Origin of the sequence: Sphingopyxis sp. 22461 (assembly GCF_052044915.1) — a bacterium.
Classification (GTDB): domain Bacteria; phylum Pseudomonadota; class Alphaproteobacteria; order Sphingomonadales; family Sphingomonadaceae; genus Sphingopyxis.
In genome coordinates this window covers 190,849-216,068 of the sequence record NZ_JBQENY010000011.1, presented here as the reverse complement: position 1 = coordinate 216,068, position 25,220 = coordinate 190,849, and the positions used below count along the sequence as shown (strand labels likewise).

Genomic DNA, 25,220 nt, shown 5'->3' with positions numbered 1-25,220 from the left:
GCCTCGCGTCGTCTTCGGGCGGTGGGGGAGCGGGCCGGTGCCGTTCCACGTCAGTGGAAAAACTCTATCGAAGCTGGCGCCAGGCCGCGCTGATCGTCAAAATTCCTTCGAGCAGCTCGGCAAGACCCTCGGCGCTATTCGCGGCCACGGCATCGTCGAGCTTGCGGCGCATGCTGCGATAGACGCGCGACAGCGCGGTCGCGACATCGCCGCCCTTGTCGCGATCGAGTCCCGCGTCGAGACCGATCAGGATCGCGCGCGCGCGGTGCGCGGGTTCGGTCGCCGACACGCGCTGCCCCTGCCGGATCATCGCCCCCAGCACGCCCACGGCGGTCTCCAGCTCGTCATAGAGCATGGTGACCAGCTCGACGGGGTCGGCGGCGGCGGCGCGGCTTTCATGCTGCAATCGGCGATAAAGCCCGGTCGCCCGGACGGTCGAGGCGGTAGCGTTCACGGCGGCGGTCCCCAAGTCCTAGTTCTTAGTCGTTACCCTGGTTCGTCCAGAGTTTGATTTGCTGTTCGAGATAGGTCTGCGTCGCCTTGAACGCCGCGAGCTTGGCTTCGAGCGTGCCATATTGCTTCTCGAGCCGCGCCTTATAAGCGCTCTCGCGCTCCTCGATCTTCTCGAGCTGATCGATGAGATTTTCCTTTTTGGCGTCGAGCGTTTTCGAGACGCGATCGATCGCGCCATTGACGCCGACCGCCTTGTCGCGGATCGCGTCGAGCGCAAAGGCGATCCCGGGATCGCTTATCTCGGTGTGCGTCGCGTCGCGCCGCGGATTGAACAGCGCCTCGACCGCGCCCGCGTCGCTGGCGAGCATCTTGTCGAGCTTGGCGTTGTCGACCGAAAGCAGGCCGTCCTTCGTCGACGAAATGCCGATGTCGGACAGCTTGTTGATGCTGCCGTGGCTCGATAGCACCTTGTTGACGAGGCCGGAAAGTTCGCGTTCGATCTCACGGAGCGAGGTCGTCGCGCCCGACATGCTCGAGGCCGCGACGAGGCTCTTCTTGAGCTGGTTATAGACCGAAACAAAATCGCCGACGGTTTGCTTGATCATCTCGAGCGGGCGGCTCGCACCGATGTCGACGCCTTGTCCGGGCGCCGCCTTTTTCAGCGTGAGCGACATGCCGGGAATCACATCGTCGACGATGTTGTTCGCGCGGCTGAAGGCCACGCCGTCGATCGTGAATTCGGCGTTGGTGGCGGTCTGGCCCACGGTCATGCCGCCGCTGGTCGAAAAGGCCGTCAAGCCCGGGTCGGCACCGGCGTCGGCGGTGAGGGTGAATGCACCGACTTCGCCCGTCGGGCCTTTGACGATCAGGCGGTGGCCGCCCTCATCGGCGATGATCGACGCGGTCACGCCGGCGCCGCTCGCGTTGATCGCATTGGTCAGCCCCTCGAGGCTGTTGTTCGTGGCGCCGATGGTGATCGTCTTGGCGACGCCGCCGACGGTCAGCGTCATCGTGCCCGCGCCGATCGCGGCGGTACGGTCGGCGACGACGGCGGAATAATTGGTCTGCGCGCGCGCGAGCTGCGTCACGACGACGGTCGCGGCGAAGCTGTCAGCCGACAGGCCGGCGCGGCTGGTGGCGCTGAGCACGCTTTCGTCGGAAACGGTCGGCGTGCTGCGCAAGGTGCCGTCGCTGACCATCTGGCCCAGCGAATTGGCAAAGCCGTCGAGGTCCGATCGCGCCTGCGCCAGCGCGCTGATCCGCGTCTGGTTCGCCTGGTTGAGCGAGTTCATGCGCTTTATCTTCGGGTCGCGCGACGCGTTCGACAGGTCGGTGACGAGCTGTTTGACGTCGAGGCCCGACCCGAAGCCGAGGCTGTTGGCGATTGAACTGACCATGGCAAAATATCCTTCGAACCCCTTAACGGCGGCGCGCGGACAAGTTTAAGCCTGACGGCGCCCTTCGGGATCGAAACGATGCGAAGGCGGCACGTCGATCGCGGGCGGCGCCGTGCCTTCGGCGGCCGCACGTTCGAGCTGGAACACGAAAGCGAGCACCGTGGCGACCGCAACGAACAATTCTTCGGGGATCACGCGGCCGGCGCGCGCGGTGAAATAGATGGCGCGCGTGAGCGCCGGATATTCGAGCAGCGGGACATTGGCACCGCGCGCCAGCTCGCGGATCGAGAGCGCGACATCGCCGCGCCCGCGCGCGACGACGACGGGCGCCGCATCGACCCCGGGACGATAGCGCAGCGCGACCGAGAAATGCGTCGGGTTGGTGAGGACGACGGTCGCGTCGGACACCGCCTTGCGCGCCGACCCGCTCAATATGTCGTGCGCGCGCTGGCGCTGTGCCTGCTTGAGTTCGGGGGCGCCGTCGGACTGGCGCATTTCTTCTTTCACTTCCTGCTTGCTCATCATCAGCCGCTGGTTGCGTGTGAACCACTGCACCGGCACATCGATCAGCGCGATGACGACCAGCCCGCCGGCGAGCACCAGCATCGCATGGCCGATTTCCTTTCCGGCCAGGCCGATCGCGGCCATCAGGTCGGTCGACGCCATCGTCATGATCGCGGGCAGGCTGTTCAGGACGAGCCAGTAACCGATGGTGCCGAGCAGCAGCACCTTGGCGAGCGCCTTGCCGAGTTCGGTGACGCCCTGCATCCCGAACATGCGCTTGAGCCCGGCCATCGGGCTCATCCGGTTGCCCTTGAAGTGAAGCGCCTTGCCGCGCCAGCCTATCGACCCGAGCATCGCCGGTCCCGCGACCGCGGCGCCGAGCGTCAGCGCGAACAGGCTTGCGAGCGGAAGCAGGATTTCGGCGCCGTTGCGCATCAGCGCCTCCGCCGGCGCGAAATCGGCGACGTCGGCGGCGGTCAAGGTCAGCCCGCGGCGGACGAGATCGCCCGCCGACTGGACAAACCAGCCGCCTGCGGCGACCATCCAGCCCGCGGCAGCAAGCATCGCCAGCGCCGTCGCGAGTTCGCGCGACATCAGCACATCGCCTTCGCGCGCCGAGTCCGACAGCTTCTTTGCCGTCGGCTGTTCGGTTTTCTGGTCCTTCTCGGTCGTGCCCGACATTGCCTAGATTCCCGCGACCATCCGCGCGGCGTCGAGCGCGTCGGACAGGATGCGCGCGATTGCCTCGGCCATCGCCGGCGTCGCGACGCCGAGCAGCACGATCCCGGCGAGCAAGGTCGCCGGAATGCCGACCGCGAACAGGTTCAGCGCCGGCGCCGAGCGGCCGATGACGCCCATGATGATCTGGACGAGGATCAATACGAAACCGACCGGCATCGCGATGGTGAGCCCCGCGGCGAACATCAGGCTGCCGAAACGGATGATGCCTCCGATCGCGTCCCACGACGGAAAGGCGTTGCCGGGGGGCAGCGCGCTGTAACTGTCGACGATGATGCCGATCAGCACAAGATGGCCGTCGGCAGCGAGGAACAGCGCGGTGGCCATCATCGACAGGAACTGGCCGATCGCCGAACTCGACGCGCCGCTCAGCGGATCGACCATCGACGCGAAGCCGAGTCCCATCGCGTTGCTGATCGCCTCGCCCGCGAGCAAGGCGGCGGCGAGGCCCATCTGGAGGACGAATCCCATCGCGAGGCCGATCACGACCTCGCCAATGATGAGGAAAAAGCCCGGGACCGATACGATCCCTTCAGGCGGCAACGTCATGCCCGACGCGGCGACCGCGGGCACTCCGACCGCGAGCGCGATCACCAGCCGCAGCTGCACCGGCACGCTCGTCGCGCCGAACACCGGCGCGGCGATGAAGGCGGCGCCGGGACGAATCATCCCCAGCATCCATAGCTGGAGCATCGCCTCGATATTCGGGATGTCGGCGGGATTCATCCCCGGATTACTTCACCAGGCTGGGGATTTGGGCGAAGATTTCGCGGGTGAAATCGGTGAGCAGGACGAGGATGCTGCCGCCGAAGATCGCGAGGCAGATCGCCGCGACGATCAGCTTGGGCACAAAGGTCAGCGTCTGTTCGTTGATCGACGTCGCCGCCTGCACCATGCCGAGCAGCACGCCGATGACGAGCACGGGCAGCAGCAAAGGCGCCGACGCGAGCGCGAGAATCCACAGTGACTGCTGCGCCACCCCGATGAAATAGTCGGCCTCCATCCCGCTAACTCACGAAGGAGGAGGCGAGCGATCCCATCGTCAGCGCCCAGCCGTCGACGAGGACGAAGAGCAGGAGCTTGAAGGGCATCGATATGATCGTCGGTGACAACATCATCATACCCAGCGACATCAGCGCCGAGGCGACGATCAGGTCGATGACGAGGAAAGGGAGGAAGATCAGGAAGCCGATCTGGAACGCGGTCTTGAGCTCGCTGGTGACGAAGGCGGGCAGCAGGATCGAGAAGGGCACGTCCTTCGGGCTCGCATAGGTCGGCGCTTTCGCGATCTTCGCGAACATCATCAGGTCGGTCTTGCGCGTCTGCTTCATCATGAAGCCGTGGAGCGCGGTGCCCGAACGCGATACCGCTTCGCCGATATCGATCTGTTCCTGGCCATAAGGTTCGATCGCGACGCGGTTCACTTCGCTGATCACCGGCGCCATCACGAATAGCGAGAGGAACAGACTCAAACCGACGAGTACCTGGTTCGGCGGCGTCTGTTGCAGCCCGAGCGCGTGGCGCAGGATCGACAGCACGATGATGATGCGCGTGAAGCTGGTCATCATCAGGAGCAGCGACGGCAGCACCGTCAGCAGGCTCATCAGGACGAGGATCTGCAGCGACAGGCTCAGAGGGCGGCCATCGCCGCCGATTTCCCCGACCGCGCGGCTCAGCCCGTCGGCGGCCTGCGCATAGGCGGCGGGTGCGGCGCACAGCAGCGCGGCGCCGCCGGCGAGCGCCGCGGCGCGCAGCCAGAAGCGGCGATCAGTCCGCATGGAAGTCGCCCTGGCTGTCGTCGGCGATCCGCGTGATGCCGCTCCGCGACACCGCGATCAGCACGCGCTGCCCGGCAAATTCGACCACCGCGAGTTTCGATCCGGGGCCGAGCGGCAGCACGTCGATCATTTCGACGGCGCGCGTCTTGGCGCCGCCGCCGACGAGCGGTACGCCCATCTGGACGCGCTTCCACAGCCACAGGCTGCCCCACGCCATGCCGCCGACGAGCGGCAGCAGGATGAGCAGGCGGAGGATATATTCGAACATCAGGCTCTCCGCTCGAAACCTTCGAGTCCGCGCGCCGGCGCGACGACTTCGGCGACCTGGATGCCATAGCGGCCGTCGATGCTGACGATCTCGCCCTTCGCGATCAGCGTGCCGTTCGCATAAATGTCGAGCAGATCGGTCGCGGCGCGGTCGAGTTCGATCACGCTGCCCTCATCGATCGCGAGCAGTTCGGAGAGCGTCATCGAGGTCGACCCGACCTCGACCGACACGCGCAGCGAAACGCCGGCGAGCAGGTCGAAATTGGGCGCGGCGGCGATGCTCTTGTCGCGCCGGTCGGCGCGCGCCTTCGGGGCGTCGCTGATATCAGTCATGGTCCGGTCCTTTTTCGATATGGTCTATCATGATCGCGGCGTTGCCATTGGCCTCGCCGATGCTGCCGAGCGCGAAGCTGCGTCCGGCGACGGTCACCGGCACATGGCGCGGCATATTGAGCGGGATGATGTCGCCGACTTCGAGCGCGAGCAGCTTGACGAGGCTGATCTCGGGGCGCGCGAGCACCGAGCGGACGGGCATGCGCACGTCGCGCAGCGCCCTGTCGAGCGCGCCCGACCAGGCCGGATCGCCGCCGCTATTGCCCTGCATGTCGGGAAGCAGTTCGTCGCCCGCGATCCCGCGCAGCGCGGCGACCGGATAGGCGCACATGATCGTCCGCCCCTCGAACGGGGCGCCGCGCAGCGTGAAGCGCTGGACGAACAATTCATCGTCGGCGCGTACCGCGGCGAGCTTGGCGGGATCGGCGGTGACGCAATCGAGTTCGGGCTCGATCGCGAGCTTGCCGCGCCATGCGGCGGCGAGTTGCATCCCGATGTCGCGGCCGAGGCGCGCCGCGAAACGATCCTCGGCGTCGGTCAGTTCCTCGCGCTCGGCGGCGAGCTGGCCGCGGCCGCCATAGAAGATGTCGACGAGCTGGAGCAGCAGCGAGCGCGAGCCCGCGAGCATCACCGGCCCCTTGAGCGGCGGCGCATGATAGCGCCAGAAGATCGCGGGCGCAGCGGACGCGCTCCATTCGGCAAAGCTGACCTGTTCGGCGCCCGACCGTTCGATCTGGACCGTCGGCGCGCCGAGCGCGCGGATCAGGTCGCGCAAGCTGCGCGCAAACTGGTTCGCCACGCCTTCGAGCGCGGGAAAGGCATAGCCATCCGCCGCCCTGCGCAGCAGCAGAGACTCCTTCGTATCCGCAGGCGTGGCCGCAGCTGCTGGTGCAGGTGCGGCCGGTGCCTTCACGGCTTTGACGGTTTTCGTACTGGTGGTCACTGAATCACCAGGCTCGTGAAATAAACATTGTCGATGCCCCCGAAACCTTCCTTGTCGCGCAACACATCGTTGATCGCGGCCGTCAGCTGACGCTGCAGCCGCTGTTTCCCCTGTGATGTGGAAAGCAACGCCGGATCCTGTTCGGCGAGCACCATAAGCACGACCGAACGGATCGGAACAGCCTGCCGTTTGATATTATTGATAACCTTGCCGTCGTAGAAGGTCGAAAGGCTGATACCGACCTGCAGGAAGCCCGATCCGTCGGCGAGGTTCGTCGTGAAGCTGTCGGCGATCGGGTAATAGGTGATCTCGTATTTCTTGGGATCGACCTTGAACTTGTCGTTCGGGACCGACACCGTCCCTACCTTTGGCGGCGCTTCCTTGTCGTCGCCCTCGGCGGCCGGCTCGGGCTCGCCTTCGCTGCGCTCGACCAGCTTGGGGAAATGATCCTCGGGCTTCGCCTCGTGCGCCTGCAGCGCGCCGAAATAGATGCCCGCACCCGCGCCCGCGCCGATCAGAGCGATCGCGGCGACGCCGATGAACAGCAGCTTCTTGAACGAGCCCTTCTTCTTGGGGGCGCCTTCGATATTATCCTTGGCCATGATGGGACCCTTTCTGATCAGGCAAAGCGGCCGCGGCGGTCGGCGGCGCGGTCTTCGTCACGCGGCTCGGCGCGTTCGGTGGCGGTTTCGATGAGGTGCGAGGTGTCGGGCGCGGCAGTGCGACCCTGACCCTGGCCCTGGCTTTGCGACTGGCGTCCGGTCTCGCCCGGCGTGCAGGTCACTTCGGCGCCGGCGACGCGCACGCCCTGCTGGCGCAATTCTTCGACGAGGCGGCCTTGCGCGGCGGTAACGATCGTCGCGGTCGCTTCGTGACGCGTGTCCATTTTCAGCGACACGCCCTCGTCGCCCATCTGCATCGCGACGTCGAGGCGGCCGAGGTGCTTGGGCATCAGGCGAAAGCTGATGTCGCCGCTGTCCGACTTGGTCGCGGCGATGTCGCGCGCGAGCTGGTCGATCCACGCGCCGTCGCTTTCCATATCGAGCACGCGTTCGGCGATCACCGCGGGCGCGGCTGCTTCGGCGAGCGTCGCGGCACTCTGTGCGGCGGGCTGCGCGAAGAGGATCGTCATCGACGGCGCCGCCTCGACGGGCTTGGCGACGGGTGCCTCGGCTCCGGGGAGGATCGGCATCGCGGCATCGCGCGGGCGCGCGGCAACGGGAAGCGCGGGGGCGCTGGTGTCGGCCGGAGCCGTCGCGGCTTCCGCCGGCTTCGCGGGTTTTGCGGCGCCCGGGGGTGCGGCGGCGGGGCTCGCGGCGGCCGGAACTGCGGCCGCCACGATCGCGGCCCAGTTTGTGGCCGGCGCAGCCGCCACGGTCTCACCGGTCTCGGCCGTGTCCGACGAGGGGGCTTCCGCTTCGGGCTTGGCCCCAGCGGGCTTGCCCGACGTCTGTGCGGGCGCGGCGCCGGGGATGCTGCCGTTCAGCGCGATCAGCAAGTTCGCGGCCAGCGCCGCGGGATCGGCTTTGGCCGGCTCGGCCTTTACCGCGGGGGTTTCGACGGCGACGGCCGTTTCGACGGGGGCGTCGACCTGCGGGGCCGCGACATCGACGGCCGGTGCGGGATCGATCTTGATCGCCGCCGCGGCAGCATTCGCGATCGGCGCGACGGCGACCGGCGCGGCGGCGAGCAGCTGGTCGAAACCGCCTTCGCCGCCGCCTTCGGGAAGCTGCCCGATGTTGGCGAGGAAGGTTGCGAAGCCCGCGGGCATCGCGCCCTGGATGGTGGGGAGAGAGGGCGCGCTCATCATGCCGCGCCGCCTTCGATCAGCCGCAGGCGCATGCCCGTGCGCGGGCGGTGCGGGCGGTTGGCGTCGTCGCGGCGTTCCTGTTCGACCTGCGCCGCTTTCCGGCTGCGTTCGTACAGGCGGACCGCCGATTCTTCCCTGACCATCGCGTTCTGCGCCAGCGCGCCGGCCTGGTCGCGGCGCTCGCTGGCATTGCTCAGCGGCGCGGTCAGGCTTTCCTGCGCGATGTCGAGCCGCATCGCGAGTTCGCCGATCGTGTTGAGCGCGCGGCCGGCGACCGCACCCTTGGCCATCGCGAGATCGACGCGCAGCGTTTCGAGCCGCTTCGCGAGTTCGACGAGGTTCGCCAGTTCGCCATTGGCGCGCGCCAGATTGGCCTCCGCCTGCTGATGTTCGACGGAGCGCACGCGAATGATACGTTTGCGGCGTGCGGTACGGGCGTTCATGCGGAATATCCTTCAATCAGGGCTTGGCGGGAAATGTCGAAATCGACCTGCGCCTTGGCAGGCTGCGAAACATAGGCGAGCTGGTCGGCGTGGCGCGCGATGGCGGTATCGAGCACCGGATCGGCGCCGGCGACGTAAGCGCCCATCAGCATCAGATCGCGATTCTCTTCATAGAGCGACCAGAGCTGGCGGAAGCGCGCGGCGGCGGCGGCATGTTCGGGATCGACCGAATCGACCATCGTGCGCGACAGCGAGCGTGCGACGTCGATCGCCGGATAGACGCCCTGTTCGGCGAGCTGGCGCGACAGGATGATATGACCGTCGACGATCGCGCGCGCGCTGTCGACGACGGGATCGTCGATGTCGCCGCCATCGGCGAGCACGGTGTAAAGCGCGGTGATCGATCCGCCGGTTTCGCGGTCGATGCCGGCGCGCTCGCACAGCGAGGGAATGAGCGCGAAGACCGACGGCGGATAACCCTTCATCGTCGGGGGCTCGCCCAAGGTCAGCCCGATCTCGCGCTGCGCATGCGCGACGCGGGTCAGGCTGTCGATCAGCAGCAGCACCTTCTTGCCCTCGGCGCGGAATGCTTCGGCGATCGCGGTCGCGCGCATCGCGGCGCGCAGGCGGAGGAGGGGCGGATGGTCGGCGGGAACCGCGACGACGACCGATTTCTTGCGCACTTCGGGGGGCAGCTTGGTTTCGACGAAGTCGCTGACTTCGCGGCTGCGTTCGCCGATCAGCCCGACGACGATCACGTCGCATTCGGTGCCGGCGATCATCTGGCCCATCAACACCGACTTACCGACGCCCGAGCCCGCGATGATCGCGACGCGCTGGCCTTCGCCGACGGTGAGCAGGCCGTTGATCGCGCGCACGCCCATGTTGAGCGGCCTGGTCACACGGCCGCGGCGCAGCGGGTTGACCTTGCGGCCGGCGAGCGGCCACTGGAACTGCGACTGGATCGCGGGGCGGCCGTCGAGCGGGTTGCCCTGCGCGTCCATGATGCGGCCGAGCAAGGTCTTGCCGACGGCGACCATGCTGCTCGCGCCATGCGGTTCGACCGGCGCGCCAGTGACCAGCGGCTTGTTCATGTCGAAGGGCAGGACAAGGCTGCGGTGGCCACGAAAGCCCACGACCTCGCCATAGACATAGTCATTGTCGGCCGACTTGATGCGGACGTTGCTGCCCAGCGGCTGGGGAAAGCCGGAGACTTCGAGCATGATCCCCTCGTGCGCGACGAGCGTGCCGATGCGGCGCGGGCTGGCGCCCGCGAGGTCGACGGGGTCGAGCAGCTGCTGCGCGCTCATGGCGAGGCGGCGCGTCACGCGGCGTGTTCCGTACCGAGCGCGGTGCGCAGTTCGTCGAGATAGACGGCGCGGCCATGTTCGATCCAGCCGGTCGAGGTTTCGAGGCGGACGGTGCCGCGCACCATCGCGGGATCGCTCTCGATCGCCAGCGTCAACGGAGCGTCGGCGAGTAGCACGGCGTCTTCGGGATGAACCCAAAGCGTGCGCGCCTTGTCGGCGTCGGCGACCATCGAGGCGGCGGTTTCGGCCTGTGCCTGCAGCCATTCGGCGTCGATCGGCGCGGCGGCGACGATCTGGCGCACCAGCCGTTCGACGGTTTCGGCGATCAGCTGCGCGAGTTCTTCGCTCGGCTCGTCCTGCAGCGCTTCGGCGCCGGCAAGCAATGCGAGCAGCTGGTGACGCTCGGCAACAAAGGCGGCTTCGGCGAGGCGCTGGCCTTCGGCGAGGCCGAGCGCGAAGGGATCTTCGAGGTCGAGTTCGTCGATGCTTTCCTGTTCGGTCGCCTGCGCCGTGTAGACGGCCGGCGCGAAGGACATCGGGCGAAAGCCGCTGCCGCGCGCCATCGCTTCGGTGAGCGAGACGGGGGCGAAGCCGGCCTGGGCGGCGCGATCAGACATAATCGTCGCCTCCGCCCGCGATCATGATTTCGCCCGATGCGGCCATCTGGCGGACGATCTGCATCACGCTCTTCTGCGCATCGTCGACGTCGGCGCGCTTGACCATCGTCATTTCGGCCATCTCGTCGCGGATCGTTTCGGCGGCACGCTGCGACATGGTGGCAAGGCACATGTCGACCATCTCGTCGTCGGCGCCCTTGAGCGCGATCGCGAGCTGGGCGGCGTCGACCGAGCGCAGCACGCTGCTGAGGCTCTTCTTGTCGAGGTCGCGCAGGTTTTCGAAGATGAACATCTCTTCCTCGATCGTCTGGGCGAGCACGCGGTCGTGCTTCTTCAGCGAACGAAGCGTGCGCTCCGACAGCTGTTTCGGCATCTTCTTCATGATCTTGGCGACGTCGCTCGGGCCGCCGATCGCCTGCTTGGCGACGCGCTGGCCATCGACGTTGGCGCTCGCGAGCACCGCTTCGAGATCCTCGATCGCCGCGGCGGGCACCGAGGTGAGCATCGCGGCGCGCAGCACCAGGTCGGCCTGCAGCACTTCGTCGAGCGTTTCGATCGCACGCGCGGCGACATCGGGGACGAGCACCGAGAGGATCAGCGCGCCGACCTGCGGATGCTCGCTGGCGAGCAGCCCGCTGATCGCGTCGACGTCCATCCAGCGCAGCATTTCGAGCGACGCGGCGCTCCGCTGCGGCGCGACGGCGGCGAGGATATTGTCGGCGCGGACATTGCCGACGGCTTCGTTGATCACGGTGCGGATGCGCGTGTCGGCGCCGATCGCGAGCGCGCTGACATCGCGGCTGCGCGTCACGAAGCGGTCGAGTGCCTGGCCGATCTGCTGTTCGCTGGCGTTCGCCGTGTCGAACATCGCTTTCGCCAGCTGGCGGACCTCTTCGGGACCGAGCTGTTTCAGGATCGTCGCGGCTTCGCTTTCGTCGAGCAGCATCAGCAGGATCGCGGCGGCGGCCGATCCTTCGATCGCGGGCATGGCGGGTGCGTTATCGAGTTCGGCGACTTCAGGCACGGGCGCCCTCCTGCATCAGGTGGCGGACGACGAGCGCGGCGCGCGCCGAATCCTGGCGGACGAAGGCGCGGACGAGGTTGGCGCGCGCTTCATAGCTCGGCGCCTGCTCGATCATCTCGAGGGTGATTTCGCGGCCGCCCTGACCGCTGGCGAGTGCCGGGCGGTCGGTGGCGGCGAGCAGCGATGCTTCGAGTTCCTGATTCTGCGCGATGCGCTTCGCGGCGCGTTCCTTGGCGGCGCGGATCATCGGGCGGCCGATGAACAGGAAGGCGAGCAGCGCGGCGAGGATCGCGCCGACCTGCTTGACCAGCGGCATGAACCAGCCCTGGTCGTAAAAGGCGGGCGCGGTGTCTTCGACCTGCACGAACGGGCGCTGGTTGATCGCGACCAGATCGCCGCGCGTCGCGTCATAACCGATCGCGCCCTTTACCAGATTGTCGATCTTGGTGAGATCGGCCTGCGTCAGCGCCTTCTTGCCCTGATTGAGCGCGACCGCGACCGAGACGCGGCGCAGCTTGCCCTGCGGCGAGTGCGTCACCGAAATCTCGCGGCCGACTTCATAAGCGCGCGCGGCGTTCTCGTTGCTCTCGGTGCCGGGTGCCGGCGGTGTGCCAGCGGGGACCGGCTGCGGACCGGTCGCGGTGATGGTGGTTGCCTGCGGCGGCTGGTTCGACAGCGCGCCGGGGATGCCGACCGCGGGGGCGCTCGTGCCGCTGGTCGAGCGCGTGATCTGCTCGCTGGTCAGCGCACGGTCGTTCTCGGGGAAGCTTTCGCGCGTCGCCTGGCTTTCGGACATGTCGACGTCGGCGTGGACTTCGACGCTATAATTGCCGGCGCCGAGCATCGGGCCGAGCAAGGTGTCGAGCGCGCGGCGGAAGCGGTCTTCGACCTGCAGCTGCAGCTGGAACGCCTTCATGTCGCTGCCCGATGCGGTGTCGGAGAGCAAAGCGCCGCGCTGATCGATCACCGACACCTGATCGGCGTTCATGCCGGGGATCGACGAGGCGACAAGGAAACGGATGGCCTGCACCTGACCGTCGCTCAGCGAACGGCCGTTCTGCAGCGTCAGCATCACCGATGCGGTGGCGGGCTTGTCTTCGCGGACGAACAGGCTGGGTTCGGCGGCGGCGACATGGACGCGCGCGCTCTTGACCGCGTCGATCGTCTCGATCGTGCGCGACAGATCGGCCTCGCGCGCCGAGCGCAGCGCTTCACCCTCGATCGCGCGGCTCGACCCCATGGGCAGCGCGGCGATCAGGCTGTCGCCGCTCGGCGCCGCCTTGGGCAGGCCTTGCCCCGCGAGCGCTATGCGCGCCTGATGCAGCTTGTCGGCGTCGACGGTCAGCGCGCCCGTGGTCGGGTCGATGCTGTGGCCGATACCCTGCGTCTGCAGCGCGTCGGCGACCGCCGCCTTGTCGGTGTCGTCGAGCCCGGCGAACAGCTGCGCCTGCGGCGCCGCCTGCATCGTGAAATAGGCGAGCGCGGCGATGCCGATCGCCGACGTCATCGCGATCGCGGGCAGCGCGCGCTGCACCGCCGGCTGGCGCATGAACTGGGTGAACGGCGCGAGCCGGCCGCCCAGGACGGGGGCGGGGAGGCGGTTCGCGTTACCGTCGGTCACAGAGTTGGGGACGGGGGTAAGGATCTGGGTCTCGGCCATGGATTACACCGGCATGTTCATGATGTCGCGGTATGCGGACAGCAGCTTGTTGCGGACTTGCAGAGTGGTTTCGAAGCCGAGCGAGGCTTTCTGGCGCTCGATCATCACGCTGACGATGTCGTGCGTGTCGCCGCGCTCATAGGCTTCGGTGATCTGGCTCGCCTTCGACTGCTGCGCATTGACCTGTTGCAGCGCATTGTTGATCGCGGCGCCGAAATCGGGGGTTCCCGCTGCGCCGCCGACGCCGCCTTCGGCCGCGCCGATCCCGCCGCGGCCTGCGGCGCGCTGCAGCGCCTGGTTCTGATTGAGGATCGAACTGCGCATCTGCAGCAGCCGGCTCGGGTCAATCGTGCTCATTGCTTTTTCATCCGTCCTGATGGCGGCGATGTGCCGCACGCAAAGAACAATGCAAAGCGCGTGCCAAAAAAATTAATGGCTTATTTTCAGTGTATTGATCTGGATTGCCGGTGCCCGTCGGGCCGTTTCGGCATTTTTTTGACACGCGGGCTTAAGCGCCGCCGACGCCCGCCGTTACTGCTTTCGTGACCGCTCCTCGAGCCCTCACATCACGGGAATGGCCATCGAGGCCGGAAAGGAACAAAGATGACTGTCATCAACACCAATGTGAGCGCGCTTCGCGCCCAGAACAATTCGCGCGTCGCCAGCCAGGCGCAGTCGCAGGCGATGGAACGCCTGTCGAGCGGCAAGCGCATCAACGCTGCGAAGGACGACGCCGCCGGCCTCGCCATCGCAACCCGCATGGAGGCCGCATCGCGCGGTTTCACGCAGGCCATCCGCAATGCCAACGACGGCATTTCGCTCGCCCAGACCGCCGACAGCGCCGCGGGCAGCATCTCGGACATCCTCGTCCGTATGCGCGACCTGTCGATGCAGGCATCGACCGGCACGCTCAGCGATCCCGACCGCGTGCTGGTGCAGAAGGAAGTCACCGCGCTGATCGCGCAGATTGGCGACGTCGTCGGTCAGACCACCTTCAACGGCAACAAGCTGCTCGACGGCAGTGCCGCCACCGGTTTCAATATCCAGACCGGCATCAATAACACCGAGGTCGTGAACATCACCATCGCGAACCTCGGCACGGCCGGCACGGCGCTTACCGGCGTCGGTGCGATCTCCGTCGCTACGCAGGCCGGGGCTACCTCTGCGCTGGCAGTGCTTGACACGGCGATCGACAATGTCGCCAGCGAACGCGCCAATCTCGGTGCGCAGCAGAACCGCCTGACCTCGGCTGTCGATAATTTGACGTCGCGCGTCACCAATCTGGACGAAGCCAAGTCGCGCATCGAAGACGCCGATTTCTCGGTCGAATCGACGAACCTCGCGGCTGCCGGCATCCTGGCGCAGGCATCGACCGCGATGCTCGCCCAGGCGAACCAGAGCTCGCAGGGCGTGATGAACCTGCTCCGCGGCTAAACTTCGCAAATAAATTTCAGGCTATATTCGGTTGGTCCCTTAGATAGCCTGATCCGATGCCCCGGCCCCCACAGCCGGGGCATCTTCTTTTTTGTCTGTTCGGCATGGCCGAACAGGGACGGCACCAGCCCGCTCCCCCTCCCGGCCTCCCCAGGTTACTATCGTTGGGGAGGCCGGGAGGGGGAGCGGGCTGGTGCCGTTGCCGACGTCAGTCGGCCGCAACTAATGAAAATCCCGCGACTTGGGCAGGATGCGGACATCGCGCGGATGGCCATGCTTCGCCGCATAGCCCCGCGGCAGCTGCGGATGCTTGACCTCGTCGGCGCGGCAGACGTCGGGTTCAAAACGCCGGTCGCTGCCCAGCGTATCGAGCATCGCGGTGCAATCGACGATGCGCGTCGCCATCAGGTGGATCACGCCCTCCTTGCTCCGCTGCACCTCGCCCTCGGCGAGCATGAGCCGCGAGGCCATGACGGCGCGGCGATAGCGTTCGAAATGGCGCGCCCAGAGCAGGATGTTGACGATCCCGCCCTCGTCCTCGAGCGTGATGAAGATCGCATTGCCCTTGCCCGGCCGCTGGCGGATCAGCACGACCCCCGCGGTGCGGACGATCGAGCCGTTCTTCGCCGCCATAACCTCGGCCGCGCTCAGCACGCCCTCACGCGCGAAATCGCGGCGCAGGAACGCCATCGGATGGCCCTTCAGCGACAGCCGCGTCGTCTGATAATCGGTGAGCACATGCTCGACCATCGGCGTCGGCGGCAGCTCCGCATCCTCCTCGGCACCGAGCTCGTCGGTTTCGGCCGCACCGAACAGCGGCAACACGCCCTGGCGGACGCGCCGCGCGTCCCACAGCGCCGGCCGCCGTTCGAGTCCCATCGACCGGCACGCATCGGCTTCGGCGAGCAGGCGCAGCGCGCGCGGCGGCAGGCCCGCGCGGCGCGCGAGTTCCTCGACCGAGGCGAAGGATGTGGTTCGTGCCTCGACGATCTGGTTCGCCCATTCCTCGCGAAACCCGTCAACCTGCCGGAAACCGAGCCGGAGCGCGAGGCTGCCGTCGTCCTTCCGTTCGATGCTGTTGTCCCAATCGCTCGCGTTCACATCGACCTCGCGCACCTCGACCCCATGCTCGCGCGCATCGCGAACGAGCTGTGCCGGGGCATAGAAACCCATCGGCTGCGAGTTGAGGATTCCGCACGCGAAGACGGCGGGGTGATGGCATTTCAGCCACGACGACACATAGACGAGCTTGGCGAACGACTGGGCGTGGCTTTCGGGAAAGCCGTAGCTGCCGAAACCCTCGATCTGTTTGAAGCAGCGCGCAGCGAAATCGGCTTCGTAGCCGCGGCGTATCATGCCGCCGATCATCTTCTCCTTATATTGATGGATCGTTCCGGCATTTCTGAAGGTCGCCATTGCACGGCGCAGACCATTGGCTTCATCAGGGGTAAATTCAGCGGCAACAATGGCGAGCTTCATCGCCTGTTCCTGGAACAGGGGGACACCGCATGTCCTGCGAAGCAGATTGTAAAGTTCCTTGGGATCGTGCGGCGGCGCAGGCGAAGGATAGTCCACCGCTTCCTCGCCACTACGGCGCTTCAGATAGGGATGAACCATGTCCCCTTCGATCGGCCCCGGCCGGACGATCGCGACCTGAATGACAAGGTCATAGAATTCCCGCGGGCGCAGCCGTGGCAGCATGTTGATCTGCGCGCGGCTTTCGACCTGAAAGACGCCGATGCTGTCACCCTTGCAGAGCATGTCATAGACGGCCGAATCCTCTTCGGGGACTGATTTGAGGTCGTGATCGCCCAGATCGTGGAGCCGCATCAGGTCGAAACATTTGCGGATACAGGTCAGCATCCCGAGCGCGAGGACATCGACCTTCATCAAGGCGAGTTCGTCGATGTCGTCCTTGTCCCATTCGATGAAGGTGCGGTCCTCCATCGCGGCATTGTGGATGGGCACCGTCTCGTCGAGTCGGTCCTCGGTCAGCACATAGCCGCCGACATGCTGCGACAGGTGGCGCGGGAAGGTGAGCAGCTGCGCGACGATCCATTGCAGCCGCGCAATATCATCCAGCGCGGGGTCGAGGCCCGCTTCGATGAAGCGCTCGATGGGCATCTCGCTCCCCCAGCTGCCCCAGGTCGTGTCGGCGAGCCGCTGCGTGACATCCTCGCTGAGTCCCAGCGCCTTCCCGACCTCGCGCACCGCGCTGCGCGGCCGGTAATGGATCACCGTCGCGGCAATCCCCGCACGCCGCCGCGTGTAGCGGCGATAGACATATTGCATCACTTCTTCGCGCCGCTCGTGCTCGAAATCGACGTCGATATCGGGCGGCTCGCGCCGTTCCTCGGACAGGAAGCGCGTGAAGAGCAGGTTGTTGGCGATGGGGTCGATCGAGGTGATTTCGAGCAGATAGCAGACGAGCGAATTCGCCGCCGACCCGCGGCCTTGGCAGAGGATTGGGGGCTCCTGCGTCCGCGCGAATTTCACGATGTCGTGGACGGTCAGGAAATAGCAGGCGAAGTTGCATTTGCGGATGAGGGTGAGCTCTTCATCAAGCACCGCCTGCCAACGGTCGGGCAATCCGCCCGGATGAAGCTTGGTCGCAGCTTTCATCACCATATGTTCGAGCCAGCTTTGGGGCTCCCAGCCTTCGGGCACCGGCTCGTGCGGATATTCATATTCGAGATCGCGGAGCGAAAAGCCGATGCGGCCGAGTATCTTCGCGCTTTCGTCGACCGTTTCGGGGCAGGTGCGGAACAGACGCCGCATTTCCTGCGGGGATTTCAAATGACGTTCACCATTGGCGCGTAGCAGGCGGCCGGCATCGCTGAGGTTCGTGCCTTCGCGAATGCAGGTGATGACATCATGGAGCGGCCGCTGCGCGCGCGTGGCATAAAGCGCGTCGTTGGTCGCGAGCATCGGAATGCCGACGCGGTCGGCCAAGGCGCCCAGCCGCGAGAGGCGGCGGCGATCGCTGCCGCCTCTTGGCATCGTCGCACCCAGCCATAGCGAGCCCGGTGCGACCTCGGCCAGACGGCGCAGGATCACTTCATCCTTTTCGGACGCCATCGCGATCAGGATCATATCCTCGCAATGGACCAGCAGATTCTTGAGCTTCATCACGCAATCGCCCTTTGTGGTGCGGCGGTTGCCGATGGTGAGCATCCGGGTCAGTCGGCCCCAGCCATGGCGCGTGGTCGGATAGGCGATGATATCGGGCGTGCCGTCGTCGAAGACCAGCCGGGCACCGACGACGAGCTTGAAAGGGGGGAGCTCGATCCCTTCTTCCGCGGCATCCTCGCGCAGCTTGCGCAGCCCGGTCAGTGCCCGCACGACCCCCGCAACGCTGTTGCGGTCGGCGATGCCGATGCCCGTCATGCCGAGGTCGATCGCCTCCGCAACCATTTCGGCGGGATGCGATGCCCCGCGCAAAAAGCTGTAATTGGTCGCGGCGACCAGTTCGGCGAAACCGGTTTCGGGCGCCTCGCTCATGCGAAGACCCCGTGGATATACCAGCGCGGGTCGGGCTTTTCGTCGTAGAGGCCGTGGCGAAAGAGCCAGAAGCGGCGGCCCTGCGCATCCTCGACGCGGTAATAGTCGCGCGTCAGCCCGCCATTGTCGCGGCGGCGCCACCATTCGGCGGCGATACGTTCGGGCCCTTCGTAACGGCGGATCGCGTGCGTCGCGCGGCGCCAGCGGAAATGGTGCGGCGGGCCGTCGGGCACCTCGGCGATCACCTCGATCGGCTGCGGCGGATCGAAGAGGTGGAAGGGACGCGTCGGCGGCTCGCCTTCCTCGGGCGCGGGCCAGGCCAGCGGGAGCGGCGCGTCGGCCGCGGGCAGTTCGAGCTGCGCCTGTTCGGGGATATGCGTATCGGCAGGGCGCAGTCGCCGCACCCGCCCGCGTCCGAGCCGCGTCGTCAGCCGGTCGGCGAGTTCGTCCATCGCCGCGCCTTCGTTCGCCGTGCGGACCGCGCCGCCCTCCAGCTTCAACTGCGTCGCGGTCAACCGCTCGAGCCGCGGCACCGCGAGGCGGATCATGTCGAAACCGAAACCGGGGTCGAGCGGGTCGGCGAGGCTGTCCATACGCTCGGCGAACAGGCGCATCACCAGCCCCGTGTCGCGCGTCGGGTGGCCGGTTTCGATCGCGATGCTGCGCGCGAGGCCATCGCTGCGAAAGAAGGTCGCGCGGAAATGGCGCCCGCCCTTGCCGCGTTCGCCAAGCTCCTCGATCGCTTCGCCGGTGAGTTCGGCTAGCACTTTGGTGGCGTGCGCCGTGCTGCCGAGCGGCTCGGCGAAGCGGCGTTCGGCGACCACGGGCGGCAGGGCGATGCGCGGGGCGAGCGGGCTGGGCGCATCGCCGAGCAGGCGGCGCAGCGCCATCGCGGCGTCGGCGCCGAAGCGCGCGGCGATATTCGCCATCGGGCGGCTCGCGAGGTCGCCGATCGTCTTGAGCCCTGCGCGGACCAGCGCGGTGGTCGCTTCGGCTTCGAGTTCGAGCGCGGCGACGGGCAGGCGGCGGATCGCTTGCCGTTCGTCGGGGGCAGGGCGCGTCTGGTAGCGCGCGAGTGCGCGCGCGGCATCGGCGGTCGGACCGAGCGCGTGGCGCAAGGTCATGCCGAGCCGCGCGAGGCGTCTCTCGGCATCGCGCACGAGCTCCGCCTCACCGCCGTACAGATGTTCGGCGCCCGCGATGTCGAGGATCAGCCCGTCGGGTGCGTCGAGCGAGACGAGCGGCGAGTAGCGCGCGCAGCCCTGCGCGAGCCGGTCGAGCCAGTCCTGGTCGAGCACCGGGTCGTGCGGGACGACGGTAAGCTCGCCGATCTGTGCGCGCGCATCGGCGAGCGGCATGCCGGGGCGCAGCCCGACGCCCAGCGCCTCTGCATCGACGCTAGCGATCCTCATCGCACCGCGCTGCTTCTCGGCGAAGACGAGCGGCGCGTCAGGCGGCCGCGGCGCCGTGCGAAGCCATCGCTCGGCGGGCAGGAAGGGGAAGAAGAGCGCCAGATAGCGCCGCTTCGTCGGCATTTGGCCCAAAAGCTTTTTCGTCATGGTTCCAGTCCAGTCGCCAGCGGGCGGGCGCAGCGCCGCCGCGCCAGCGCAGCAATTCGAGGTCGAAGGCGGGCGCGCCGGGGGCGTTCGCTTCGAGCGCGTGCGAGGCGGCGGCGGCGACACTCCAGCGCGTCTCGGCGACGCTCGGCGCCGGCGCGGCATTGAGCCGGAGCATCAGCAAGATCGTCCCCGCATCGCGCGCGCCGAGCGCGAGGCGGCGCCCCGCGGTGAGGTCGAGCAAAGGGAATTTGCCCCAGCTTTCGACGATCACCGCCGCCGATCCCGCACAGCGGATCGCATCGTTCGCGCAGGCGAGCAGCATCTTCGGATCGGTGGTCTCGACGAGCAAAAGCCGGTCGGGGTCGCCGCCGAGCTCGGCAATACCGGGTGCATAGATATGGCCCGTGCGCTTGCCGGCATCGCTCGTGCGCAGCCAGATCAGCGGCGCCTTGCCGGGTGTGCGCAGCGCGATCAGCGCGGCGAAGGCGGCGGCGCTCGTCGCGTCGAGCGCATCGGCGGCGAAAAATTCATGGGTGCGCCCAATCATCAGGCCGCCGCCGATCGCGGCGTCGAAGGACGCGTGCCCGCTCGCCAGCCAGCCGTCGGCCCGGCGGCTTTCGAAACCGCCATTGGCGGCCAGCCGGGCGATGCGTTTGCGCAGCCCGGCGAGTTGGGAAGACGACTCGCGCATCATTTGTTCCTGATATGTTCTATTAGCGCGCGAGCGGGGTCGATTGTCAAGATGAGTCAGTCGCTCCCGTTCCGTCACCCCGGACTTGATCCGGCATCAATTCCGGCGGCGTGGTCGTGGACCCCGGATCAAGTCCGGGGTGACGAAGCTATTGGGGTGCAGGCGCGGCCGAACCCGCGCTGCTGTCGCCGCCCAGCGTACGGAACAGCGCGATTCGCGTGCTGACGAGCAGCAATTGCGTCCCGACCTCGCTCCGCCGCGCCGAATAGAGGCTGCGCTGCGCGTCGAGGCTGGAAAGGAAGCTGTCGACGCCGCCCTTGTAGCGCGCGTCGGCGAGCGTTGCGGTGTCGGTCGCGGCTTCGGTGTTCGCCGCCGCGGCGCGGGCGCGCTCGGAAATCGTGCCCTGCACCGCGAGCGCGTCGGCGACCTCGCGGAACGCGGTCTGGATCGCGCCTTCATAGCCCGCGAGCGCGGCGTCGCGCTGCGCTTCGCTGACTGCGACACCCGCGCGGCGGCCGCCGGCGTCGAAGATCGTCGCGGTCGCGTCGCCGCCCGCCGACCAGTTGAACGACCCGCTGTCGAACAGACTGCCGAGCGCATTGCTCGCAAAGCCGAGCAGCCCGGTGAGCGAGATCGACGGGAAGAGCTGCGCGCGCGCGACGCCGATGTCGGCGTTGGCGGCGCGCAGGCCATATTCGGCCTCGATCACGTCGGGACGGCGGAGCAGGATTTCGGAGCTGACCCCGGCGGGCAGCGACACGATCGCGGGCGTCACTTCGGTGAGGCTCGCGGGCAGCAGCGTCCGGTCGACATCGCCGCCGACGAGCAGGCGGATGAGATTCTCATCCTGCGCGAGCGCGGTCCTTTGCTGCGCGATCGAATCCTCGGCGGTCGCGAGGATCTGTTCGGCCTGGCGCAGATCGGTGCGCGGCGCGACGCCGCCGTCGAGCCGCGCCTTGGTCAGCCGCACGCTCTCGCGCGCATTGGTGGCGGTGTCCTCGGCGATTTTGAGCAGATCGCGGTCGGCGCCATAGGTCGCCCATGCGTCCGCGAGATTGGCGATCAGCGCTAGCCGCACGGTGCGCGACGCCGCCTCGGTGCCGAGCGCGCGATTGCGGTCAGCTTCGGTCGCGTTGGCGAGCTTGCCGAACAGGTCGAGTTCGAAAGCGGTGATGCCGCCGCGCAGCGAGAAATCGCCGCTGCCGTTCGTGTTGCCGCCGCCATCCGAATAGCCCGCGCCGGCGCTGATCCCGAGCTCGGGGAATTGCCCCGATCGCGTGACGCGCACCTGCGCGCGCGCCGCGGCGACATTGGCATAAGCGACGCGAAGGTCGCGGTTGTTCGCGAGCGCCTGATCGGTCAGCGACTGGAGTCGCGGATCGGTGAACACGCTTTTGTACGAGAGGATCGGCAGCGCCGCCTCGCTCTGGAGCAGATAGGCGTCGCCGGCGGGCCAGCTTTGCGGGACGGGCGGCGCCGGCAGCACCGTCTTCGGCGCGAGCGAGCAGCCGGCCAGCATCAGCGTACTTGCCAACAGGAGGGCGCGGGCGTGGATCATGCCGGCACCTCCGCCGCGCCTTCATCCTTGTTCTTGCCGAAGCGCGCGCGCGCCGCCGCGAGGCCGTCGCGCACGCCGCGGCGGACGAGGACGAAGAAGAGCGGGATAAAGAAGATCGCGAGGAAGGCGGCGGTGAGCATGCCGCCGATCACCGAGGTGCCGATCGCGACGCGGCTGTTCGCACCCGCGCCGGTCGCGATCGCGAGCGGCAGCACGCCGAAGATGAAGGCAAAGCTCGTCATCAAAATCGGGCGCAGGCGGATGCGCGCCGCAGCGATCGCAGCCTCGATCACGCGTTTGCCTTTGCGCTCTTCCTGCTCGGCGAATTCGATCATCAGGATCGCATTCTTCGCAGCTAACCCCATCGTCGTGAGCAGACCGATCTGGAGGTAGACGTCATTCTCGAGCCCGCGCAGATTGACGGCAAAGATCGCGCCGATCAGCCCGAGCGGAATGACCAGGATCACCGCGAGCGGGATCGTCCAGCTTTCATAAAGCGCCGCGAGGCAGAGGAAGACGACGAGCAGCGACAGGCCATAGAGCAAGGGCGCCTGTCCCGACGAGAGGCGCTCCTGATAGGAGGAGCCCGACCAGGCGACGCTGGTGCCGGGGATCTCGTTCGCCATCCGCTCCATCTCGTCCATCGCCTCGCCCGAACTGGTGCCCGGCGCGGGCTGGCCCGAGATTTCGAACGCGGGCACGCCCTGGAAGCGCGAGCTGCTGCTCGGCGTCGTCGACCAGCCGGTCTTGGCGAAGGCGGAGAAGGGCGACATTTCGCCGTCGGCCGAACGCACATACCATTGGCCGAGGTCTTCGGGCCGCGCGCGATAGGGGGCGTCGCCCTGGACATAGACGCGCTTGACGCGCCCCTTGTCGATGAAGTCGTTGACATAGCGTCCGCCCCACGCGGTCGCGAGCGTCGAATTCACATCGGCATTGTCGATGCCGTACGCCGTCAGCCGCTGCGTATCGATGTCGATCTTCAGCGTCGCGACGTCGGGCAGGTCGGACAGGCGCACCGAGGTCAGCTTCGGATTCGCATTCGCCGCGGAAAGCAGTTTTTCGCGTGCTTCGGCGAACTCTTCGCGGCTCATCCCGCTGCGGTTCTGAAACTGCATCGTGAAGCCCGACGAATCGCCGAGCCCGCGCACCGCGCCGGGGACGAGCGCAAAGATCTGCGCGTCGCGGAGGCCGCTCAGCGCCTTGCGCGCGCGTTCGGCGATCGCATCGGCGGTATTCTCCTTGCCCGGGCGGTCGTCCCAATGGGTGAGGTTGACGAAGCCCTGGCCGGTGTTCTGCCCCGAAGCGCCACCGCCGCCGCCGCCCGCGATCAGAAACAGCGCCTGCGTGTTCGCCTTTTCCGCGGTGAGCATATATTTTTCGATTTCGTCGCGCACTTCGAGCGTACGCGCCTGCGTCGCGCCCGCGGGCAAGCGAAATTGCACCGAAACGCGTCCCTGATCCTCGTTGGGCAGGAAGCCGCTCGGCAGGCGCAGGAACAGGACGACAAGCAGGACGAGCAGCACCGCGTAGATGCCGAGGAAGAGCCATTTGCGGTCGACGACCTTGGTAACGCTGCCGACATAGCGGTCGACCGACCGGTCGAAGCGCGTGTTGAAGCCGGTCTTGGCGCGTTCGAGCAAGGCACGCGCGCGCGGGAAGCGCCCGCCCTCGGCCGGTGCGTCGCCATGGCTCTTCGGCTTGAGTAGCGTCGAGGTCAGCGCGGGGCTGAGGATCAGTGCGACGAGCACTGACAGCGCCATCGCCGACACGATGGTGACCGAGAATTGGCGATAGATGACGCCGGTCGACCCGCCGAAGAAGGCCATCGGCAGGAACACCGCCGACAGCACGAGCGCGATCGCGATCAGCGCGACCTGCAGCTCCTTCATCGACTGGATTGTCGCGTCGCGCGCCGACATGCCGGGGTTTTCTTCCATCAATCGCTCGACATTCTCGACCACGACGATCGCGTCGTCGACGAGCAGCCCGATCGCGAGCGTCAGCCCGAACAGGGTGAGCGTGTTGATGCTGAACCCCAGCATATAGAAGATGGCGAAGGTACCGAGCAGCACGACGGGCACCGCGATCGCGGGGATCAGCACCGCGCGCCAGCTTTGCAGGAAGACGAACATCACAAGGATGACGAGCAAAATCGCCTCGAACAGCGATTTTTGCACTTCGCTGACCGACAGTTTGATGAAGGCAGTCGAGTCGTTCGCGTAGGAATAGGTGAGCCCGTCGGGGAAGTCGGCGGCGAGCTCCTCCATCCGCGCCTTGACCCGGTCGGCGGTCTCGAGCGCGTCGGACCCCGGCGACAGCGAAATCGACATGCCCGCGCCCGGATGGCCGTTGATCCGGCTGACGACGGCATAGCTTTCGGCGCCGATCTCGACGCGCGCGACATCCTTGATGCGCACCGTCGACCCGTCGGGCAGCGTCTTCAGCACGATATTCTCGAACTCGGGCACGGTCTGCATCCGCGACTGCGCGGTGACGGTCGCGTTGAGCATCTGTCCCTGCGGCGCGGGCAGGCCGCCGACGTCGCCCGCCGCGACTTCGCTGTTCTGCGCGGTGATCGCCGAAATCACGTCGCTCGGCATCAGCGATACCGCGGCGAGCCGCTGCGGATTGAGCCAGATGCGCATCGCGTGCGGCGCGCCGAAGATATTGACCTCGCCCACCCCTTCGACGCGCGACAGCGGGTCCTGGATGTTCGACGCCATATAGTCGGACACGTCCTGGTTCACGCGCGTGTTCGTCGAATCGTAAACGCCGACGAGCAGCAGCGTGTCCGAGTTCGACTTGGTGACGCGCACGCCCTGCTGCTGCACCTGTTGCGGCAGGCGCGAGACCGCCGATGCGATCTTGTTCTGGACCTGCACCTGCGCGATGTCGGGGTCGGTGCCCTTTTCGAAGATCGCGGTGATGTTCGCCTGCCCGCGCGAGCTCGATTGCGAGCTGAAATAGAGCAGGCCGTCGATCCCGGTCAGCTGCTGTTCGAGTACCTGCGTGACGCTGTTCTCGATCGTTTCGGCCGACGCGCCCGGATAGCTAGCGCGGATATTGACCTGCGCCGGCGCGATGTCGGGATATTGCTCGATCGGCAGCGAAAAGAGCGCGCCCGCGCCGCCGAGCATGACGATGATCGCCAGCACCCAGGCGAAGATCGGCCGGTCGATGAAAAGGCGCGACATAAG

23 protein-coding genes are annotated in these 25,220 nt (G+C 67.0%); 1 reads left to right on the top strand and 22 read right to left on the bottom strand.

The features are described 5' to 3' along the window. Positions 1-64: 64 nt before the first annotated feature. The 17 genes from ACTJI5_RS18875 to fliE are packed head-to-tail and all read right to left on the bottom strand — an operon-like array spanning position 65 to position 13,634. Positions 65-454 carry a flagellar export chaperone FliS gene (locus ACTJI5_RS18875; RefSeq protein WP_058539400.1) on the bottom strand — a complete coding sequence of 130 codons (390 nt, stop codon included), beginning with the start codon at positions 452-454 and terminating at the stop codon, positions 65-67. A 25-nt stretch (positions 455-479) separates the two neighbouring features. Further along, positions 480-1,850, bottom strand: a complete 1,371-nt coding sequence (gene fliD, locus ACTJI5_RS18870; RefSeq protein WP_310255912.1) for a flagellar filament capping protein FliD — start codon at positions 1,848-1,850, stop codon at positions 480-482. Between the two features lie 45 nt (positions 1,851-1,895). Next, positions 1,896-3,035 (bottom strand): flagellar type III secretion system protein FlhB, encoded by a 1,140-nt coding sequence (gene flhB, locus ACTJI5_RS18865; RefSeq protein ID WP_440861385.1) that lies wholly within the window; start codon positions 3,033-3,035, stop codon positions 1,896-1,898. Positions 3,036-3,038: 3 nt separating this feature from the next. After that, positions 3,039-3,818, bottom strand: coding sequence for a flagellar biosynthetic protein FliR (fliR, locus tag ACTJI5_RS18860; RefSeq protein WP_440861384.1), 780 nt, complete (start codon positions 3,816-3,818; stop codon positions 3,039-3,041). Positions 3,819-3,825: 7 nt separating this feature from the next. Then, positions 3,826-4,095, bottom strand: a complete 270-nt coding sequence (locus tag ACTJI5_RS18855; RefSeq protein ID WP_039577709.1) for a flagellar biosynthetic protein FliQ — start codon at positions 4,093-4,095, stop codon at positions 3,826-3,828. Between the two features lie 4 nt (positions 4,096-4,099). Next, a complete protein-coding gene (gene fliP, locus ACTJI5_RS18850; protein WP_058539352.1) occupies positions 4,100-4,870 on the bottom strand; it encodes a flagellar type III secretion system pore protein FliP in 771 nt (256 codons plus the stop codon). Then, positions 4,860-5,138 (bottom strand): flagellar biosynthetic protein FliO, encoded by a 279-nt coding sequence (locus tag ACTJI5_RS18845; RefSeq protein WP_440861383.1) that lies wholly within the window; start codon positions 5,136-5,138, stop codon positions 4,860-4,862. Before ACTJI5_RS18845 ends, fliP begins: the two co-directional genes overlap by 11 nt. Next, a complete protein-coding gene (gene fliN, locus ACTJI5_RS18840) occupies positions 5,138-5,470 on the bottom strand; it encodes a flagellar motor switch protein FliN (RefSeq protein WP_058539354.1) in 333 nt (110 codons plus the stop codon). The genes ACTJI5_RS18845 and fliN overlap by 1 nt, the downstream gene beginning before the upstream one ends. Next, a complete protein-coding gene (locus ACTJI5_RS18835; protein WP_440861382.1) occupies positions 5,463-6,413 on the bottom strand; it encodes a flagellar motor switch protein FliM in 951 nt (316 codons plus the stop codon). The genes fliN and ACTJI5_RS18835 overlap by 8 nt, the downstream gene beginning before the upstream one ends. After that, positions 6,410-7,015, bottom strand: coding sequence for a flagellar basal body-associated FliL family protein (locus tag ACTJI5_RS18830; protein ID WP_058539356.1), 606 nt, complete (start codon positions 7,013-7,015; stop codon positions 6,410-6,412). Before ACTJI5_RS18830 ends, ACTJI5_RS18835 begins: the two co-directional genes overlap by 4 nt. Before the next feature lie 17 nt (positions 7,016-7,032). Beyond that, positions 7,033-8,220 (bottom strand): flagellar hook-length control protein FliK, encoded by a 1,188-nt coding sequence (locus ACTJI5_RS18825; RefSeq protein WP_440861381.1) that lies wholly within the window; start codon positions 8,218-8,220, stop codon positions 7,033-7,035. Then, complete coding sequence (locus tag ACTJI5_RS18820) at positions 8,220-8,666, bottom strand: hypothetical protein (protein WP_058539358.1); 447 nt, start codon at positions 8,664-8,666, stop codon at positions 8,220-8,222. Before ACTJI5_RS18820 ends, ACTJI5_RS18825 begins: the two co-directional genes overlap by 1 nt. Beyond that, positions 8,663-9,994 carry a FliI/YscN family ATPase gene (locus ACTJI5_RS18815; RefSeq protein ID WP_082639735.1) on the bottom strand — a complete coding sequence of 444 codons (1,332 nt, stop codon included), beginning with the start codon at positions 9,992-9,994 and terminating at the stop codon, positions 8,663-8,665. Before ACTJI5_RS18815 ends, ACTJI5_RS18820 begins: the two co-directional genes overlap by 4 nt. Then, complete coding sequence (locus ACTJI5_RS18810; protein ID WP_440861380.1) at positions 9,991-10,593, bottom strand: FliH/SctL family protein; 603 nt, start codon at positions 10,591-10,593, stop codon at positions 9,991-9,993. Before ACTJI5_RS18810 ends, ACTJI5_RS18815 begins: the two co-directional genes overlap by 4 nt. Beyond that, the gene (gene fliG / locus ACTJI5_RS18805; protein WP_440861379.1) at positions 10,586-11,617 is read right to left on the bottom strand and encodes a flagellar motor switch protein FliG; all 1,032 of its coding nucleotides are present in this window, start codon (positions 11,615-11,617) and stop codon (positions 10,586-10,588) included. The genes ACTJI5_RS18810 and fliG overlap by 8 nt, the downstream gene beginning before the upstream one ends. After that, positions 11,610-13,277: a flagellar basal-body MS-ring/collar protein FliF gene (gene fliF / locus ACTJI5_RS18800; RefSeq protein WP_440861378.1), complete on the bottom strand. Its 1,668-nt coding sequence runs from the start codon at positions 13,275-13,277 to the stop codon at positions 11,610-11,612. The genes fliG and fliF overlap by 8 nt, the downstream gene beginning before the upstream one ends. Positions 13,278-13,280: 3 nt before the next feature. Beyond that, positions 13,281-13,634, bottom strand: a complete 354-nt coding sequence (gene fliE, locus ACTJI5_RS18795) for a flagellar hook-basal body complex protein FliE (RefSeq protein ID WP_137890179.1) — start codon at positions 13,632-13,634, stop codon at positions 13,281-13,283. Positions 13,635-13,880: 246 nt separating this feature from the next. Here fliE and ACTJI5_RS18790 point away from each other — a divergent pair, with 246 nt between their 5' ends. Continuing rightward, positions 13,881-14,711, top strand: coding sequence for a flagellin N-terminal helical domain-containing protein (locus tag ACTJI5_RS18790; RefSeq protein WP_058539364.1), 831 nt, complete (start codon positions 13,881-13,883; stop codon positions 14,709-14,711). Positions 14,712-14,933: 222 nt separating this feature from the next. Here ACTJI5_RS18790 and ACTJI5_RS18785 read toward each other — a convergent pair whose 3' ends face one another. The 5 genes from ACTJI5_RS18785 to ACTJI5_RS18765 all read right to left on the bottom strand — a co-directional run bounded on the left by ACTJI5_RS18785 (position 14,934) and on the right by ACTJI5_RS18765 (position 25,217). Next, positions 14,934-18,212, bottom strand: a complete 3,279-nt coding sequence (locus ACTJI5_RS18785) for an error-prone DNA polymerase (protein WP_440861377.1) — start codon at positions 18,210-18,212, stop codon at positions 14,934-14,936. Further along, complete coding sequence (locus tag ACTJI5_RS18780) at positions 18,209-19,747, bottom strand: Y-family DNA polymerase (protein WP_440861376.1); 1,539 nt, start codon at positions 19,745-19,747, stop codon at positions 18,209-18,211. The genes ACTJI5_RS18785 and ACTJI5_RS18780 overlap by 4 nt, the downstream gene beginning before the upstream one ends. Next, positions 19,662-20,462: an ImuA family protein gene (locus ACTJI5_RS18775; protein WP_058539401.1), complete on the bottom strand. Its 801-nt coding sequence runs from the start codon at positions 20,460-20,462 to the stop codon at positions 19,662-19,664. Before ACTJI5_RS18775 ends, ACTJI5_RS18780 begins: the two co-directional genes overlap by 86 nt. 148 nt (positions 20,463-20,610) lie before the next feature. Next, positions 20,611-22,020 (bottom strand): efflux transporter outer membrane subunit, encoded by a 1,410-nt coding sequence (locus ACTJI5_RS18770; RefSeq protein WP_440861375.1) that lies wholly within the window; start codon positions 22,018-22,020, stop codon positions 20,611-20,613. After that, positions 22,017-25,217 (bottom strand): efflux RND transporter permease subunit, encoded by a 3,201-nt coding sequence (locus ACTJI5_RS18765; protein WP_440861374.1) that lies wholly within the window; start codon positions 25,215-25,217, stop codon positions 22,017-22,019. Before ACTJI5_RS18765 ends, ACTJI5_RS18770 begins: the two co-directional genes overlap by 4 nt. Positions 25,218-25,220 lie beyond the last annotated feature (3 nt).

Coding starts and splice junctions, on each gene's coding strand:
- fliD (WP_310255912.1), bottom strand. CDS start 1,850: ATGGTCAGTTCAATCGCCAACAGCCTCGGCTTCGGGTCGGGCCTCGAC.
- flhB (WP_440861385.1), bottom strand. CDS start 3,035: ATGTCGGGCACGACCGAGAAGGACCAGAAAACCGAACAGCCGACGGCA.
- fliR (WP_440861384.1), bottom strand. CDS start 3,818: ATGAATCCCGCCGACATCCCGAATATCGAGGCGATGCTCCAGCTATGG.
- ACTJI5_RS18855 (WP_039577709.1), bottom strand. CDS start 4,095: ATGGAGGCCGACTATTTCATCGGGGTGGCGCAGCAGTCACTGTGGATT.
- fliP (WP_058539352.1), bottom strand. CDS start 4,870: ATGCGGACTGATCGCCGCTTCTGGCTGCGCGCCGCGGCGCTCGCCGGC.
- ACTJI5_RS18845 (WP_440861383.1), bottom strand. CDS start 5,138: ATGTTCGAATATATCCTCCGCCTGCTCATCCTGCTGCCGCTCGTCGGC.
- fliN (WP_058539354.1), bottom strand. CDS start 5,470: ATGACTGATATCAGCGACGCCCCGAAGGCGCGCGCCGACCGGCGCGAC.
- ACTJI5_RS18830 (WP_058539356.1), bottom strand. CDS start 7,015: ATGGCCAAGGATAATATCGAAGGCGCCCCCAAGAAGAAGGGCTCGTTC.
- ACTJI5_RS18825 (WP_440861381.1), bottom strand. CDS start 8,220: ATGAGCGCGCCCTCTCTCCCCACCATCCAGGGCGCGATGCCCGCGGGC.
- ACTJI5_RS18820 (WP_058539358.1), bottom strand. CDS start 8,666: ATGAACGCCCGTACCGCACGCCGCAAACGTATCATTCGCGTGCGCTCC.
- ACTJI5_RS18810 (WP_440861380.1), bottom strand. CDS start 10,593: ATGTCTGATCGCGCCGCCCAGGCCGGCTTCGCCCCCGTCTCGCTCACC.
- fliF (WP_440861378.1), bottom strand. CDS start 13,277: ATGGCCGAGACCCAGATCCTTACCCCCGTCCCCAACTCTGTGACCGAC.
- fliE (WP_137890179.1), bottom strand. CDS start 13,634: ATGAGCACGATTGACCCGAGCCGGCTGCTGCAGATGCGCAGTTCGATC.
- ACTJI5_RS18790 (WP_058539364.1), top strand. CDS start 13,881: ATGACTGTCATCAACACCAATGTGAGCGCGCTTCGCGCCCAGAACAAT.
- ACTJI5_RS18785 (WP_440861377.1), bottom strand. CDS start 18,212: ATGAGCGAGGCGCCCGAAACCGGTTTCGCCGAACTGGTCGCCGCGACC.
- ACTJI5_RS18780 (WP_440861376.1), bottom strand. CDS start 19,747: ATGCCGACGAAGCGGCGCTATCTGGCGCTCTTCTTCCCCTTCCTGCCC.
- ACTJI5_RS18775 (WP_058539401.1), bottom strand. CDS start 20,462: ATGCGCGAGTCGTCTTCCCAACTCGCCGGGCTGCGCAAACGCATCGCC.
- ACTJI5_RS18770 (WP_440861375.1), bottom strand. CDS start 22,020: ATGATCCACGCCCGCGCCCTCCTGTTGGCAAGTACGCTGATGCTGGCC.
- ACTJI5_RS18765 (WP_440861374.1), bottom strand. CDS start 25,217: ATGTCGCGCCTTTTCATCGACCGGCCGATCTTCGCCTGGGTGCTGGCG.